This is a genomic window from Pseudoalteromonas sp. MB41, assembly GCF_020966275.1.
GTDB lineage: Bacteria > Pseudomonadota > Gammaproteobacteria > Enterobacterales > Alteromonadaceae > Pseudoalteromonas > Pseudoalteromonas lipolytica.
Genome location: NZ_JAJJZF010000031.1, coordinates 18,721 through 34,094, shown reverse-complemented (window position 1 = coordinate 34,094; position 15,374 = coordinate 18,721). Strand labels below are relative to the sequence as shown.

Here is a 15,374-nt window from a genome sequence, read left to right as displayed (position 1 = left end):
AGATGGAATATGAAACTAAATCTCACTGCAAATATCTAATTTCGCTTCATTTAATTTTGGTGGTTAAGTACAGAAAACCTCTGCTAAACGGAAGGCAGGGTGAGTTTGTAAAGAAAACGGTTTTCGATGTTTCTCTATCATCTGACTTTAGGATCGAAGAGGTTGAGATAGACAAAGATCACATTCATATGCTGATTACAATCGGCACTCGATATTCAGTAGGCCAGCACGCAAGGAGGATTAAGCAAGCCACAACCGCTAAAATCTGGAAATCATTTCCTTATCTGAAAAACCAATTTTGGAAAGAGAAAACATTTTGGTCAGATGGGTACTTTGTGTGTTCTGTAGGGAATGCAAGCGCAGAGACTATACGAAAATATATCCAAGAGCAGGGGTGACACCTATTCATCCCCGCGACATCACTTTGTTCTGATCACGGGGTTTTCTCGGTGAGTTTAGATAAAAAGTAATTTTTTAAAAATATTAGATTTTTTTTGCCTCTATATGTTGCGTATATCTGTACATTATTAAGCATACATATGGAGGCTTTTATGTTTACAAACCAGAATAAATACTCAAAATATCAAAACTCAAAGTGGTTTATCATTGCCATTTTACTTTGCTCTATTTTATCAATAGTTTATTTGCAATTACGTCACCCCGCTGACAACTCTAGTGTAGATCCAACTTTTGACTGCTCAACTATTATCGATCACTTTAATGACAAGCTTAACCAAGGTACATTTCTGTTCTCTGAACCGGTTACTTGGAACGGCCAATTTATTCCTGTTGAGAGTTATGCTGGAATAAACCTTAAAAGTTTAAGCAGCGAGTATGCTGATGGTTTAGTTTTATATTGGCTTCATCGTATAAAGTTTGCCTCTACTGAAGAGACTGGTGTCATAAAAGACAGTTTTGAGGCTGTAAAATCATTACCTTATGACATCAACGAAGCTAATTTAGAATTCTTAGATTGTAGCCTAACTGAAAAATGTGATTATAAAAAACTTATAAATAACTTCAGCCACTCAGCTTGGGTGCCATTTTGGGCAATGAAGGCAGATATTGAGTATGTTAAGAGCAAAAGTGATGAACTAAATGAGCTTAACATTTCTGCTGTTAGTGACTTAGAGTTTTTCGAGCTTCGTAACAATGCCGATCATGCTGAAATCATACCACCAGCACTTGCTGACTACTTAATAACCATACCTTTTTATCTGAATTGCGAAACCAACAATCAAGAGCTTTTGATGTACTTATACGAGGTCAAAACTAGGTTTCCCCAGCTAAGCACGATAGTTGATGAGTTCATGAGTATGGCTTCAGCTAACCAGTGCGAGTTAGTGTAGGAGAGGAATAAAGATTCATACTAAAAGCTACTATCAAGTCCAAATCAAGCTACAACTGAATATTAAAGTATCATACTCTTGTAACTCTCTTCTGGACATTTTCGATTTTGGAATGGCTGCGTATCGATTGCGATCGCAGCCATTTTAGTATGATATTTTAATACTCTCTCACAGTGAGTTGGCAATAGATAGATGCTATAAAATGGATGTCTTTAACTTAGCTGCTTTATACTATTATTACTTAAAGTTCTAGTTTTGGTTATCAGCTAAAGACTTAATAGCTTTTTTGATAGAAAACGGCCTCAACTCATCGTTAGAAAAGTGAACTTTGAAGCAAGGGTGAGTTGCCCAAGCTCCTTCTACATGGCGCTTTTCATATGTGACACTGAAGCCTGTTATCAACCTGCCATTTAATTCATATCCGGGCGAATTATCACAGTACCGTTCAAAAACATCTTAAAGACTCAAAGAGTTCGCCATTCTGTATTGTACCCTCTGGTGACAGCTCTACAAATACTTGCTCTTAATGATCAAGTTATTATCGTTAACCTAATTGCTGTCATCACGCAATATAGTTTCATACTGAGCAGGGCTGCAGCTCTGGTGTTTTGGTTTGGAAATTTGGAGCTGGGAAAGATAGATTCATACTGGACTTAGGTAACAGCTTATATTCTTGCTCGATTCAAATTATAAAGTTTCATACTAAACCTGAAATATTTACCACCTTAACGAAACAAAACAGTGAAAAACTAAAACAAACTACTTGTTTCGTAGAACAAGCAACAAGAACTGGTAAAGTTTTACTGCTACAAGTTGCCTCCTAGCAGTATGAAACTTTATTGTTCACCCACAACAGTTGATTTTTAACAAAAAAATAAGCATGGCACGCCTTGCTTTTTCCTTACAAATGTCACTGCCGCCTCCTGTATCTAGGCAGTTCTAAGCAACCAAAGTACTAACTAACCTGAGCTGCACATAAGAAATGGAACTAAATGCCCTTGCGGTGCTCAGATCTTTCGACCAAGAAATATAAGATTACCGAGGCAAGGGCATGAATAACTTAGATGCAATTATAACTTAGATGCAATTTACGTAGATGTCGATGATTTTTGTTTATTGTTTGAACCTCAATGGCTTGAGCACCTAATATCAACAGGTGAAAAGCAACGCATTAAACCATCCCGCCTATCTTCTAGCGAAGTCATGACTAGATTGATTGCTTTTCATCAATCAGGTTACCGCGACTTTAAAACTTACTACACCAAATTTGTTTGCCAGTATTGGCGACATTATTCTCCTGATTTAGTTAGTTATACACGTATGTTGAAGTTGTTAGGCTACCTTACCCGCTCTATGTAGCTACTTAAAGCAGCGCTTTGATAAGCCAACAGGCATTGCATTTATCGATTCCACTTCTCTCAAGGTGTGTCACAGCATGCGTATTCCTCGCCACCAAGTTTTCGTGGGAGAAGCCAAACGAGGCAAAGGAACAATGGGCTGGTTTTATGGCTTTAAACTCCACCTCATCATGAATGATGAAGGGGGTTTACTAGCTGTAAAAGTGACAGCTGGGAATGTTGATGATAGACAGCCGGTATTAGATATGGTTGATAATGTTACAGGTAGTTTATACGCTGATAAAGGTTATATATCTGCAAACCTAAAAGCGGAACTTGCTGAGCAAGGCATTGATTTTATTACAGGTCAACGAAGTAATATGAAACGTCAGCCAATATCATCTTGGGATAGAGCGATGTTATCAAAGCGTTTCATCATTGAAACAGTTTTCGACCAGCTGAAAAATATGGCTCAAATAGACCACACAAGGCACCGCAGCTGCATCTCATTTATGGTTAATTTAATGGCTGGATTAATTGCCTATACCTTTCAGACTAAAAAGCCGAGTATAAAAGTGACTCGGCTTTAATTCTTATACAGATCTGAGGTACCACGCCCTTCTTTAATCCTCTTACGATACTGCACCTCAGTATGGCCAATCTTCCTAGACATATTATACCGCTATAACTTATTGAAAATTCAGCATAGCTAGAGTGAAAGTGTGATGCAAGCACCTCAGAGTCAAACTATATACTTTCTAAATGACTTAACTATCTGAAAATATAAAATTAAAGATCGCGCTCAATTCTCATCATTAACTTTGAAGATAGGTTTTCTTCTTCAGTTCAGCACGAAAAAATCTCTATGACATGATGTTACTACTTTAAATAAGTAGAGCAAGGCAAGAACATGGCATCAGCAAATCTAAAAGTTCAAGAAACAGAAAAACCCACAGAATGGCTTAACACTATTCTGCCTGCATACGATGATTTAGGTAATCCAAACTTTTTGGACTCTAATGGTGATCTTGTTGAAGGTATTTATAGCGGTGTGCCAAATTCTGTTTACCACGAATTAGATGCTCATAGCTCATCTCTGATTAAAGAGTTAGCGAAAAACACACCAGCTCATGTATTTCGTCAATATTTTTCTAATGAGGAAAGAAAACGAACTGCTGCACAAAGAAACACTCTTGATACTGGCACTTATGGTCATGAGTTAATATTAGAGCCAATTGGTTTTTATGATCGCTATTTCCGTGTACCTCTTGCCATTGAGTATCCTACAGCGCTTCACACAAGTGCTGAGCTAAAGGACGCATTAAAAGCCGCAGGTCAAAAGGCCTCAGGCACTAAATCAGAGTTAGTTAAGCGCTTGTTAGATGCTAAACCAAACACCCTAATTTTTGATGATTTGATTGCGAAATCCATAATAAAAGGCGCTGGAGTCAAAGCCTACAACGAAGCTGTAAAAATGGTCGAAAATAATAAGTGTTCTAGCCTATTAGCTGCTTTCAACGATGGAGCGCTTTCACACATAACCCATAAGACACCAATAGATGGTTTAGTCTGGGATGACGCCCATAGAATTTTGGATACATTCAAATCTCACGCTAGAGCTAAGCGATTAATTTCAAATGGTTTTGCGGAACTTACTGTAATAGCGCGAGATCCTGACTCTGGATTAATGCTTAAAGTAAAATTCGATTACATTAACAAGCATGCAATTGCCAGTGATGTTAAGTCTACTCGTTCAGCCAATCCAAATAAGTTTAGATTCCAATGCCGAGACCTTCGATATGACGTTCAAGAGAGTTTCTATAAGTATGTTGCGAATTTAGCAGGTATTCCCGTTAAATTGTTTGCTTTTATCGGTGTTGAATATTTAGAGGCTGATATATGCGAGATTTTTGAGTTGAAACGTACCCGCCAGATGATTGCTCATAATGACATGAAGAAAGCAATTGCAACTCTTAAAGAATGTTTAGATAGCGAAAACTGGTATGGATACACCAAAAACGATGAGGTCGTTGTTATTGACTGGTAATAAGCGCGATTTTTTAAATCAAATATTCTAATTACATATCCAAGTTCAACGGTGAGCGTTATGAGTTTATCACTTCAAGAATATCAAAATTTATTGTATGGAAAATTAACAGCATGCAAAGGCCAGTTTGATGCTTATCTTTCCGAAAATGGTTATAAGCTTGACTTTAATACAGAGCTAAACTACGTCTATCAAATCGTTATGTCTGGATTAAACGTAGAATACAGCTTCCCGTACACTCCAGTTGAGTCCGTAATCAGTTCATTTTTAAAAGCTGCAAAAATAGGCCTTTCACTTTGCCCTACTGAGCAGCTTTGCTTTTTAAAAACTGAGTATAGTGAATCATCAGGCCAATATGTGACTCAATTAGGATTAGGCTACAAGGGAATTCTTAAACTTGCTTACCGTTCTGGAAAAGTAAAACAAATTAATGCGAATGTTTTTTATGAAAAAGACACTTTCCAATACAACGGTGTAAATTCAAAAGTTACCCACACTACAACCGTTCTATCTAAAGCAATGCGTGGACAATTAGCCGGTGGCTATTGTCAAACTGAGCTAATTGATGGTTCTTTTAAGACTACAGTTATGCCTCCTGAAGAAATTTTAGCTATTGAAGAGCAAGGTAAGGTGATGGGCAATGAAGCGTGGCTTTCAGTGCATGTGGATCAAATGAGGGAGAAAACCCTTATTAAACGTCACTGGAAGACCCTCTGCCCTTGTATTTATAGAGATAGTGTTATGAATGACCCAATGTTGTTTGATGATCAAGATTGTCAGCACAGCTCCAATCAGCAAGCTTATGAAGAACAATTCGAAAGTGCTTATTCACGTGAGGCGTACTAATGTTATCAGTTCAAATTGAAAAGCTAATCAAATCTGCTTCAGACAATATTAAACAGTGGGAAACATTGTTCAACTTGGCTTCACATTCTCATTATTCCGCTTTGATTAAAGAGTGCGCCCTAGATGACGTTATTGCGACAATTAAAGATGTGGATATTTTGATCGGCTCTCTGAGTCCTGAGCTGCTTAACCTAGTAAACATAAGAGTTAGGAAACATCCCTACACTACTGCATATTGTCTGTTTCCTGCACTAAATACAGATAATGTAATTGCCTACCTTGAAACTCAAGGTATTGTAAAAAGCTATGAACTTGCAGTGGTTTATGACAACGATAAATTTTCAATTGATGTTAGCTCAAACAAAGTATCTCACGTTAAAGGCGATAGCACTCAGGAGGCTTCATACTCTGGTTGCTATTTATTATTAGAGTTTGAAAATGGTACAAGCAAAGTTTGGTATATGGATGAGTATGAAATGCACTCTGCTTTTGATGCATGGCAAAACAAAGTATTTGGGGGTATGGATGTATTCAACAATACACTTGAATGGGCTGGTTTTGCATTAATTCTTCGTGCCTTGAAAACACTGGACATGCAGGATAGCGTAATTAGCCATCCAATCTTACCCGTTTTAAAAAGCCGATTAACTTCATATTACTCTGATTTCTTTAAGTACTACAAAGAGGCCAATAACGATAAGTTTGCTAGCTGCGTAATTACTTCACAGTACGTATCAACAGAAGGTGGAGAACTTGAAGAAGCATTAAAAAAACTAGATGACATCATTGAACCACCTGCAAATATTATCGTACTAGGCCAACATAACCGCCAAGTGAGTAATGAAGATACCGAAATAAAAGAAGCATCAGAAGATCAGTGTGAATTTTATAACCTTGATTTTGGAGTTATCTGAATGATTAAAGTTGAGTCAGAAATTTTAATTCAAATAGCTTTTAAGGAAGTGGAAAACGGTAAACCAGTTAACTTTTGGTTTAGCCCAATTCAGCATAAATATAAGCTAAATTATGATGAAGCTGGCACCGAAATTTGTCAGATAAGTCAGCTTTCATATTTTTGGTATGGGCCTTAACAGGCGGCTCCTATTTTAGACTAAAAATAGTATAGATCTCTCAACTTATCTGACATTTGCAAAATAAGGCATGACAATTTTAATTATCCTGTATTTAAAGCGCCTTAAACTTTTCTATCATATCATTATCAATCTCATTGATTAGATTAGATGACAAACCTAAATGCTTGGCCTCATGCCTAAACGAGCGCGTTGCTTCAAATATTTCTTCAGCCATAGTCATAATCGCTTTTTTTGAAGACAACCCCGACTGAGCAGCTAGCTGATTTAGTACATTCTTTGGTGTTTGGCCATTACCACCAAAAGCCGTCATATGCTCTTTGTAAGGACTTGGGCTGTAAACAATGTCGTAGAAAGGTGATAGCGTCCAAACATCGGAGTCACTGGCAAGAAAACTGAAGTTCTTACTATGATCATCTTGGTTAACAGTTAAATAGTTAAACATGCAACGCTTAATGAGCTTCTGAGACTCTGTAACACTGCACATGATGCGCGTAGCTTTTACTAAATCCACATAGTCCAAAGAAGGTTCTCGAAAAGGGGCATCTAATAACCCACAAGCAGAAATCATATGAATTCGACCACCTTGCTCTGTGCAATCAAATCGCTCCTGCTCTAGCCAATATCTTCCATTACCCGCATCAATTAAATCAAACTCAGGAACCTCGATGCCAACATTACGAGCAATTTGCATGTAGCAATATTCAACTATTGATTCAGAGTGCTTCAAGTCAAACTTTTCTGATGTAAGCTTTACTATAAGCTTTGTGCCTTGTACGTCGTCTAATGTTGAATATTGACCATTCGCTAAACGCGTAACGTTCATTTTTGGCCTAGCACCACCCGATCCACCCGTTTTCATCAAGTGCTCAAGCAAAGCTGACTCAGTGCCTTCAAATTCTTCAATCGCAGCTCGACCGAGGGTAATAATATCAATTGAATCCTTGGACTCATCAAGTAAATCTAACTCTGGCTCATAGCTCAACGCCCCCATACATCTCTCACCTAGGTAGGCCAAACGCTCTAAAGCGGTAACTGTTTTTGGGTTCTGATTGTTCTGCCTAAATACACGATCCATGAGATAAAGACCCCAACCATCAGGGAGGCTGTCTGCAAAAACTCCATGGATGCCATAATGCGGTTTTCTAGGCGCAGCTTGTAGGCTTGTGTCTGCTTTTAAATTGAACGGGGCCAAAGAAGTAGAGTGAGCGTTTAAATACGTCTCGTCAAATTGAAAGAAGCTTTGTTGACTATTTTCAACAAGCTTGCCGACAAGCACCTTTTCACCGGTGCTAAGCTTACGCCTTACGGTTAGGGCAGATTTAAGCATGTCGTAGCACATCCTCTATTGATTTGAATTCAGGCTCACACGACTTTGTCAGCTCTTTCACTTTTTTCAAGTCTCCGACGGTCTCATAAAGCATTAGAAACTGACGCAATGAGATGTTACCAGATGATTCAAACTTTCGGATCGTCGCATAAGGCACGCCAGACAGATCGGCTAACTTCTGAACACTGAGTTTGTCTTTTTTTCGAGCTGACTTGATAAACTCTTTGAGATCCATCTGCAAATCATAAGCAGTATAAAGGGATAACATACACACCTCCAAATATGTCACTATAGTATCAATTATAGCATAAATAATGACATTATTTGTTACTATTGTGTCACATATGAAATGGTATTGAAGGTTATTTCATCAAGAGACAATATAAAAGCCATCACCGATGGTGAATAAAATTGCTGTTATAGTAACAAAAAAATAAGATTATTAGTTGAATTTGTTACTATAGCATCAAAAAGTATCAAGATTAGAATTCTGCCTTATAAATTAATCTGTGTATTCACTGCTTTTAATAATTAAACCTACATCTCCCATTATTTCTGGTGGTGGCTTTGGCTTTAGGCATTGATCCTATTGGTATTAAAAAGGGTTCTACAGAAACTCTTCTAGTTAAATTTGTGTAAGAGTTGAACGGGTGAATTTAATAAAGGTTCAAAATAATTGCTACTACCAAGTCTCAATCGAGCTACAACTGAGTATTTGAGTATTAAAAATCACACTAGGGAGCTTGAGCAGTGACAATCTTGACCATAAGATAAGAAACTCATCTTTGGACAAAAACACGTTAGAGTATTTAATCAGTAACGCCTCAAACACCGGCGCAGCTTTGCTGCGTCCGAGTGCTTTGCTTTGTTAGGCGCCTTCTCTTACGACGCGACTTTCTATCATTAGTTGCTCACCTTTTTGAGTTAATGACCAAAATAACGCCATTCCACCTTTGTTGGTTTGTGTATATCTAGTGCTAACTAGACCATAAGCTTTAAGCTGAATACTAATAGTTTTGAATTCTTGGTCGTTTATTGTTGCTGAATACCCTGAAGTGCTGCCCGTTTCTTTTTCTTTCAGAGCTTCTGCTAACTTAGATTTAACAGCTGCATCGCTGGGATGTTCTATTAGGTATGGTGAAATAAGTGCAAATAACTCTCGCCATGTAATTTCACAAGTAAAGGCATGGCTTCTCGGGCTATATCCTGGATTTTGAGTTTTATACGTGCCACTAACTTTGATAGCTGAGTCCAGATCAGCCATTCCCTCTACTGCGGGTCTATGTTGAGCTTCAGCTTTAGATAAAGAAGTTTGGAGTGATGCATTAAGCTTTCTTAATTCATTGATCTCACTGAGAATATCTTCGTTCGCAACATTATTAGCACGGACCCAGCCTACAGCTGGGTACATTTTAATGGTCTTAGTAAGACTTAATGCAACCAAGCCAGGTAGCTCTTGTGCAGTGCTCCAAAATTTTACTAATCTCCCATCCATTACTTTATCTTTGAAACTTAGTAACTTGTCCCGTAACTCCGGATCTTTTTCTGATTTACCGAAAGGAATATCGTCTGGAGATCCGTGTATTAATGCTACAACCTTTAATCCATTTTCAACCGCGTAATCGACCTCTTTTTCTGTGTAGCTAATACCGTCAGGAGTTACAGAGCCATAACGCCCGCCAATTATAAGAAGGTAGTAATCGCAATCATCGATGATTTTCTTAATGAACTCCCATTGTTCTTCATCAGCGGCTGGGAACAATTCCATTCCTGCTGGGATACAGTCCATTTCCATAAGTGCTTGTAGCACATGCTGTCTTTCATCTTTCAAATCCGCATAAGTTGAACTAACAAACACCTGATATCTTTTTTCCATGATTGTCCTTTATTGGTGGTAGCGCCTAACGCCCGCATAATGGGCAAATATACGTAGGCTAAACTACCGAGCAACACGAGGGGAGCCTACGTGTATTTGTCCCTAGCGAGCAAAGCGAGTGTTAATGCGTTTGTTATGTGACGGCCTAATAAAACTACGGAACATATACCATGCCAAACTCATATTTGTAGCCTGAAACTATGGGATAAATTCGACCTTTCAGAACGAGATCACTAACGCCTTCTTCTACAGTACATAAATCGATGATTAAATCCCAATAATCACCTTGCCATTGATAGCATGAACGTTCCCAACATTCAGTAGATAACGCCTTTAGACAACAACCATATTCAAGAACATTTTCTCTATTAAACTCGGCCAAATCGCTAGATTGAAGAGTGATGTATTCCGAGACATTGTGGAGTTCAAAATTATCTTTGGTTAATTGAATAACCACTTTGCAAATGGAGTCTTTCCATACTTCCGGTATTGAATGTTCCTTTTCCAAATCTTTTAAAGGCAAATGCATTCTTCGTCATCCTTGAGTCATATAACTTTTAAATAAGGGGCGCATACATGTGGGCTATAATGCGAAGCAGCCCACGTGTATGCGTCCCAGCGAACGAAGTGAGTGACTTAATTTTTTTGTTAGGTGCACTCATTTAAAACTGCCATCCCTAAATCAATGTGCGCGACAATATAGCCATATTCTTTGCTTGAAAGGTAACCATCTTTAAACTGCTTCTTCGCGATGGGATGCGTCCAAGCTTTACCGCATGGAGCATCGGGTATAGATGTATCAACTGATAGCAGATGAGTGTCGTTTATTGTGTTACCTTTTTTAACAATACTTTTTGCACATAAGCTCAGTGCGTATTCAACAGCGTATTTATCGACGCTTGGTAAACCAACGAACTCAACGTCACAACCGAGTATATTATTACCTTGGGCATCAACATAATAAAGTTGACCGGTGGTGCATCCAGTCAGGGATATCAAAGTAGAAATAGCTAAAATTTTTATTGAATTCAAAAGTCTTCCTTGGGCACCTAACATGTTTATAGCGAGCTAATCGCGCGTTTTTCTACCACAGCGTAGCTCGTTTTTCTTATTAGATTATTTCTAACAAACTTGTTAACTAATTACCAGTGTTATTAAAATTTAGGAGTTCTCGCTTTTACCTCAGGATAAAAACGAGCGATTGGGTCGTTTTCTTGACTATACGAGCGACTGAGCTAAAACTGTATATATATACAGTTTCATTTCAAAGGAATGAAAATGAAAACTCGCTCTCCTTATTTAAACTACATTGCAGACTATATGCTCACTCGTCAGTATTCATTAAGAACAATTAATGCTTATTTAGGTTGGATCGCAAAATTTATTCACTTTCACAACAAACGTCACCCAAGCTCAATGAGAGATGCAGAAGTCAAAGCGTTTTTAGACCATATTGTATTAAAACGTAATATGTCACCTAGAACACAAAGTGCAGCTTTAAATGCGCTGGCTTTTTTATATAAACATATTGTCAAAAATGAGCTTTCTTTAAACTTGAATTTTGCACGAAGTAATCGACAACCCAAGCTGCCTGTAGTGATGACGCCTGATGAAGTAAAGCAATTGATGAGTCATCTTTCCAAGCGATATTACTTAATCACGGGGTTAATGTATGGAAGTGGTTTGCGTGTGATGGAAGCGGTGCAATTGCGAGTAAAGGACATTGATTTTGATTACAAATGCATTCAAATTTGGAACGGAAAAGGCAACAAGCATCGTATAGTTACTCTTGCAACGGAGTTGATCCCATTACTTAGAAATCAAATTTTGCAAGTTGAAGAATATTTAAGATTAGATTTACAAAACAAGCGATACGCAGGTGTGTGGATGCCTAACGCTTTAACTCGTAAATATCCCTCAGCTAATAAATCACTAGCGTGGCAATACTTATTTCCTTCCTACAAATTAAGTGATGACCCAGAAACTGGCGAGATACGTCGCCACCATTTCCACCCTACATGTGTTAGAAAAGCGATTAAAAAAGCATTAAAGCAAACCAATATTACAAAGGTTATTACGCCTCATACCTTGCGCCATTCATTTGCAACGCACCTATTGCAAAGTGGCGCCGATATTCGCACCGTTCAAGCACAATTGGGCCATTCTGATGTCAAAACCACACAGATTTACACCCATGTTTTACAACAAGGAGCAAACGGTGTTGTAAGCCCATTAAGCAAAATTTTCTAGCTATTATTAAAGATGCGTTAACTTATCATTCAATGTATAGGGCTTGGACCGTTTCTTGATTGCTCAAAGCAGCAGTTAGAGCATTTAACCTAACTTATTTTGGGGCAGAAACAATTTAGAAATAACAACGTGCACACAGGGTCGCTGCCATTTTTGAATGATGCTTTAATGCTCAGTATATAAGTTACTCCCTCAAAAATTAAATTTCGAACAAGTAACTTGGGCTAAGCTGCTCCTTACAAAACCATCTAACTTAAAATTATGACCCAAAAAAGACCGTAAAACGGTCTTTTTTATTTTTTGCTTAATCGGTGGTGCATCCCTAAGTAACTACCGAAAAAAACTACATTATCAATAATGAAAAATATCAAACCAATAGCTTGTATTTCATTCATCTTGTTCGCCCTCCTCGGAACCATTTTAAAGTTATATAGAAACCTACCAGAATAGGTGCCAACACACACAAAACTTTATAAACCCATAAATTTTAATTTCGTAGAATGTTTTGTTGTCGAAAGCACACGGGCCAAACATATCCCAACAGCACTAACAAAGTGTTCCAGAATATAGCCAACAATTATTTCTAATAAGATAAGTTCAACCATGATCTTATTTAGCATTTTTTCGTAAGCAATTCATTTAAATCTCTCAAAAGTAAATTTGAGAGAGCACACCCTTAAGGGGATAATCCCCAAGGATCTTTCTGCTGCAAAATGACGTAACTGAGAACCACTAACTTTTGCCATTTCTATATGATGTTGACTCATTACTACCAAAGAACAGGGGGGAGGCTCCCCTGAGGGGCTCCCCGCATGGGTTGGTTGTAATAATCTAAAAGGTTACTTCAACCTCAATGTCACCTTTTGGTTTACAAACGCAAGGTAATATTTCACCTTCATTTTTAAAGCCAATTGGTTCATCGATATATTCGACATCACCTTTTAGTAATTTGATGCGACATGCCCCACAAAATCCTGATTTACAGTTAGATGTAGGGGCAACACTATTCAGCTCTAAAGTCTGCAATAGTGTTCCATTTGTGTCTTTGTAAACTTGACCAGAAACGCTAATCATTTGCCCCCAGCATTAACAGAGATGTCAACAGGTAAGCGAAATGGAAAAGCACTAGGGCCTGCTAAGTTGTAAGTGTCCAGCCAGTCCATACTTTTGCTACCATTAGGTATATCTAAAGGTGGCATATAAATATCAACAAACTTTCCTTCTCTACGTAGCCTCGCAGCTAATGCTTCTGCTTTTTCTTGACCTGCTCCAGATGCATCCTTATCAGCAAAAATTAATACTGAAGTCACACTATCTGGAATTTTTACCATTTTTAGTAATGTGTCCGAATAGCATGACCACATAGGACAACCTGTAGCCTCACGAACAGCTAATGCAGTTTCAATTCCCTCACATACGCCAATAAAGGTGTTATCACCTTCAGTTACTGGTGAGTCAATTTTAATTGAACATCCACCAATATAGCTGGGCGGAGGCATTAACATCTTCGCATTAGGTACATCTGCTTTTAAGCCTTGCTTGTTAAGGAAAATTCGATGAATCGTGATCCGATTACCATCTGGATCAGTCATTGAACCTAGTAAACCATGAAGTTTCTTAGGTTTAGACTGACCACCTCCCCACCAAAGCTCATCAGCATACCCAAGTGTATACGGTAAAGTTTTCGCATCAGTTTTAAGTCCACGGCTGTTCAAGTAAGCTTGTATCCGACCAGATTGATCATGAGCTGCAGGAATAGCGTGTTGAAATAGCTTCTCAAGTTTTGCAACTCGTTTTGCTTTTTCATCATCGTTAATACCTTTTGGCTGTGAAGCTTTCACATTTTTAACGTATTCGCGCGAGATGCTTGATAAGTCACCACCACAGATATCGATTATTTTGTTTAAAGCGTCGCTTTTTGAGCAACTCTCCATAAACGCAATTACATCTATTCCACCGGGTAAAGCACCTACATCGTTATGGTATGCGCCACCGGTATCAACCCAATCGCGGAAAAGGCGAAACTTAGTTCTTCCGTTTCCAGTTTTTGGGCATGGTACTTGTGGTGAACCACCGTGGTTATTTGATTTTGAAACTGCTTCATTAAGTCCTGGGTAGGCTGAGTAGACAGAAGACCACCCGCCATTTGACTCAACTAAAGCGAGTACTTTATCTATTTTTGATTCAATCATTACAATTCTCCTATTCCTCAAGACGACCCTAAAGCGTCCTGAATACAAGGCGCTTTAGGTGGTCGCCTCGAATAAAAAGAAGAGTTAGCCCTAAGGCTAACTCATACGTTTAGCCTTGAGCTTGAGCTCGTTGTTGACCTTCAAATAAAGGTCCCCACTTAGCACGTAATGAAAGAATCGTTTTATCGCCAATATGTACCTCTCTCACTTCTGTGTTAGGTATTGACGATGGGATTGGCATAATTGCCTTTTTAATTGAATTATTCATGCGTATCTCCTCCAAAGAGTACAAAAAAGGGGATACGCCCCTTATGGGAAGTATCCCCACAAGGAATGGTTTTAATTTGAGTTAGATAAGACCGCGCTCAGCAAAAGAGACAGTATTTTCGCCAATAATGATGTGATCTAACACTTGTACATCAATATGATTGAGTGCATGTTGGATCTTAGTGGTTATTAGCTTGTCTGCTTGCGATGGTTCGGCAATACCTGATGGGTGGTTGTGCGCTAAAATGACAGAAGATGCATTCTTTTTTAGTACACTTTTTACAATCTCCCGGGGATAAACACTTGCAGCATTTATCGTTCCGGTAAAAAGTATTTCTTTGTCTATTAGTCTATTTTGGTTATCAAGGTAAAGCATGTAAAAAACCTCATGCTCTAACCCCTTCAAATGGACTTCAAGATAATCAGTTACTTGAGTAGGACTATTAAAAATAGCTCCTCTTCTCAACCTATTGTTTAGAAGCTTCTTGGCTGTTTCAATAATTTCATCAGAGCTAAGCTCAGACGTGATTATATATTTACCAGTTACTTCATTTAGTTTTAAGTTAGAAATAGTCATTGTCTCCTCCAAAGAAACATTAAGCGGAGACAATTACCCAGAGGATAATAATCCCCTATGGGTTGATTTAAGTTTGTTGAACACAAGCAAGCTGAACTCGCTTATGCTAAGTCTAGGGTTAAACCCAAAGTAACAACGAGACGTCGATACTTGTTCTACACAAATACAAGGATTTGAGTAGCTTTTATGCTTTATCAAAATTAATTACCTTA

At 38.2% G+C, this 15,374-nt stretch carries 16 protein-coding genes and 1 pseudogene; 8 read left to right on the top strand and 9 right to left on the bottom strand.

Features of this window, described 5'->3' with window-relative positions; all coding sequences use genetic code 11:
• Positions 1 to 2 precede the first annotated feature (2 nt).
• From tnpA to LPA49_RS19800, 7 genes and pseudogenes are all read left to right on the top strand, one after another.
• The gene (gene tnpA / locus LPA49_RS19830; RefSeq protein WP_036973840.1) at positions 3 to 398 is read left to right on the top strand and encodes an IS200/IS605 family transposase; all 396 of its coding nucleotides are present in this window, start codon (positions 3 to 5) and stop codon (positions 396 to 398) included.
• A 153-nt stretch (positions 399 to 551) separates the two neighbouring features.
• Positions 552 to 1,349 carry a hypothetical protein gene (locus tag LPA49_RS19825; protein ID WP_230237564.1) on the top strand — a complete coding sequence of 266 codons (798 nt, stop codon included), beginning with the start codon at positions 552 to 554 and terminating at the stop codon, positions 1,347 to 1,349.
• 1,086 nt (positions 1,350 to 2,435) lie between these two features.
• Positions 2,436 to 3,276 (top strand): annotated as a pseudogene (locus LPA49_RS19820) (IS982 family transposase).
• Between the two features lie 320 nt (positions 3,277 to 3,596).
• Positions 3,597 to 4,733 (top strand): PD-(D/E)XK nuclease-like domain-containing protein, encoded by a 1,137-nt coding sequence (locus LPA49_RS19815; RefSeq protein WP_036973838.1) that lies wholly within the window; start codon positions 3,597 to 3,599, stop codon positions 4,731 to 4,733.
• A gap of 60 nt (positions 4,734 to 4,793) precedes the next feature.
• On the top strand, positions 4,794 to 5,579 hold the full coding sequence (locus tag LPA49_RS19810) for a recombinase RecT (protein ID WP_036973837.1): 786 nt from the start codon (positions 4,794 to 4,796) through the stop codon (positions 5,577 to 5,579).
• Positions 5,579 to 6,493 (top strand): hypothetical protein, encoded by a 915-nt coding sequence (locus LPA49_RS19805; protein ID WP_036973836.1) that lies wholly within the window; start codon positions 5,579 to 5,581, stop codon positions 6,491 to 6,493. The genes LPA49_RS19810 and LPA49_RS19805 overlap by 1 nt, the downstream gene beginning before the upstream one ends.
• A complete protein-coding gene (locus LPA49_RS19800; protein WP_155950874.1) occupies positions 6,494 to 6,670 on the top strand; it encodes a hypothetical protein in 177 nt (58 codons plus the stop codon).
• Between the two features lie 94 nt (positions 6,671 to 6,764).
• Here LPA49_RS19800 and LPA49_RS19795 read toward each other — a convergent pair whose 3' ends face one another.
• From LPA49_RS19795 to LPA49_RS19775, 5 genes are all read right to left on the bottom strand, one after another.
• A complete protein-coding gene (locus LPA49_RS19795) occupies positions 6,765 to 8,000 on the bottom strand; it encodes a type II toxin-antitoxin system HipA family toxin (protein WP_036973835.1) in 1,236 nt (411 codons plus the stop codon).
• On the bottom strand, positions 7,993 to 8,268 hold the full coding sequence (locus tag LPA49_RS19790; protein WP_036973834.1) for a helix-turn-helix transcriptional regulator: 276 nt from the start codon (positions 8,266 to 8,268) through the stop codon (positions 7,993 to 7,995). Before LPA49_RS19790 ends, LPA49_RS19795 begins: the two co-directional genes overlap by 8 nt.
• Positions 8,269 to 8,868: 600 nt before the next feature.
• Positions 8,869 to 9,876 (bottom strand): DUF4062 domain-containing protein, encoded by a 1,008-nt coding sequence (locus LPA49_RS19785; protein WP_230237562.1) that lies wholly within the window; start codon positions 9,874 to 9,876, stop codon positions 8,869 to 8,871.
• Positions 9,877 to 10,030: 154 nt separating this feature from the next.
• Entirely contained in the window at positions 10,031 to 10,405 is a 375-nt protein-coding gene (locus tag LPA49_RS19780) for a hypothetical protein (RefSeq protein WP_058584486.1), read from the bottom strand.
• A gap of 119 nt (positions 10,406 to 10,524) precedes the next feature.
• On the bottom strand, positions 10,525 to 10,908 hold the full coding sequence (locus tag LPA49_RS19775; RefSeq protein WP_230237560.1) for a hypothetical protein: 384 nt from the start codon (positions 10,906 to 10,908) through the stop codon (positions 10,525 to 10,527).
• A 246-nt stretch (positions 10,909 to 11,154) separates the two neighbouring features.
• On the opposite strand from LPA49_RS19775, the gene LPA49_RS19770 reads away from it, so the two are divergent.
• Positions 11,155 to 12,126 carry an integron integrase gene (locus LPA49_RS19770; protein ID WP_230237559.1) on the top strand — a complete coding sequence of 324 codons (972 nt, stop codon included), beginning with the start codon at positions 11,155 to 11,157 and terminating at the stop codon, positions 12,124 to 12,126.
• A gap of 831 nt (positions 12,127 to 12,957) precedes the next feature.
• Here the strand turns inward: LPA49_RS19770 and yfaE are convergent.
• From yfaE to radC, 4 genes are all read right to left on the bottom strand, one after another.
• A complete protein-coding gene (gene yfaE, locus LPA49_RS19765) occupies positions 12,958 to 13,200 on the bottom strand; it encodes a class I ribonucleotide reductase maintenance protein YfaE (protein WP_230237557.1) in 243 nt (80 codons plus the stop codon).
• Positions 13,197 to 14,318 carry a toprim domain-containing protein gene (locus LPA49_RS19760; RefSeq protein ID WP_230237555.1) on the bottom strand — a complete coding sequence of 374 codons (1,122 nt, stop codon included), beginning with the start codon at positions 14,316 to 14,318 and terminating at the stop codon, positions 13,197 to 13,199. The genes yfaE and LPA49_RS19760 overlap by 4 nt, the downstream gene beginning before the upstream one ends.
• A 109-nt stretch (positions 14,319 to 14,427) precedes the next feature.
• Positions 14,428 to 14,586, bottom strand: a complete 159-nt coding sequence (locus LPA49_RS19755) for a hypothetical protein (RefSeq protein ID WP_161805763.1) — start codon at positions 14,584 to 14,586, stop codon at positions 14,428 to 14,430.
• An 81-nt stretch (positions 14,587 to 14,667) separates the two neighbouring features.
• Positions 14,668 to 15,162, bottom strand: coding sequence for a DNA repair protein RadC (gene radC, locus LPA49_RS19750; protein WP_230237553.1), 495 nt, complete (start codon positions 15,160 to 15,162; stop codon positions 14,668 to 14,670).
• Positions 15,163 to 15,374: the final 212 nt, after the last annotated feature.

Excerpts from the sequence above, each read along its gene's own strand:
- tnpA (WP_036973840.1), top strand. The coding sequence starts at position 3 with ATGGAATATGAAACTAAATCTCACTGCAAATATCTAATTTCGCTTCAT.
- LPA49_RS19790 (WP_036973834.1), bottom strand. The coding sequence starts at position 8,268 with ATGTTATCCCTTTATACTGCTTATGATTTGCAGATGGATCTCAAAGAG.
- LPA49_RS19825 (WP_230237564.1), top strand. The coding sequence starts at position 552 with ATGTTTACAAACCAGAATAAATACTCAAAATATCAAAACTCAAAGTGG.
- LPA49_RS19770 (WP_230237559.1), top strand. The coding sequence starts at position 11,155 with ATGAAAACTCGCTCTCCTTATTTAAACTACATTGCAGACTATATGCTC.
- LPA49_RS19815 (WP_036973838.1), top strand. The coding sequence starts at position 3,597 with ATGGCATCAGCAAATCTAAAAGTTCAAGAAACAGAAAAACCCACAGAA.
- yfaE (WP_230237557.1), bottom strand. The coding sequence starts at position 13,200 with ATGATTAGCGTTTCTGGTCAAGTTTACAAAGACACAAATGGAACACTA.
- LPA49_RS19800 (WP_155950874.1), top strand. The coding sequence starts at position 6,494 with ATGATTAAAGTTGAGTCAGAAATTTTAATTCAAATAGCTTTTAAGGAA.
- LPA49_RS19785 (WP_230237562.1), bottom strand. The coding sequence starts at position 9,876 with ATGGAAAAAAGATATCAGGTGTTTGTTAGTTCAACTTATGCGGATTTG.
- LPA49_RS19780 (WP_058584486.1), bottom strand. The coding sequence starts at position 10,405 with ATGCATTTGCCTTTAAAAGATTTGGAAAAGGAACATTCAATACCGGAA.
- LPA49_RS19810 (WP_036973837.1), top strand. The coding sequence starts at position 4,794 with ATGAGTTTATCACTTCAAGAATATCAAAATTTATTGTATGGAAAATTA.
- radC (WP_230237553.1), bottom strand. The coding sequence starts at position 15,162 with ATGACTATTTCTAACTTAAAACTAAATGAAGTAACTGGTAAATATATA.
- LPA49_RS19805 (WP_036973836.1), top strand. The coding sequence starts at position 5,579 with ATGTTATCAGTTCAAATTGAAAAGCTAATCAAATCTGCTTCAGACAAT.
- LPA49_RS19760 (WP_230237555.1), bottom strand. The coding sequence starts at position 14,318 with ATGATTGAATCAAAAATAGATAAAGTACTCGCTTTAGTTGAGTCAAAT.
- LPA49_RS19795 (WP_036973835.1), bottom strand. The coding sequence starts at position 8,000 with ATGCTTAAATCTGCCCTAACCGTAAGGCGTAAGCTTAGCACCGGTGAA.
- LPA49_RS19755 (WP_161805763.1), bottom strand. The coding sequence starts at position 14,586 with ATGAATAATTCAATTAAAAAGGCAATTATGCCAATCCCATCGTCAATA.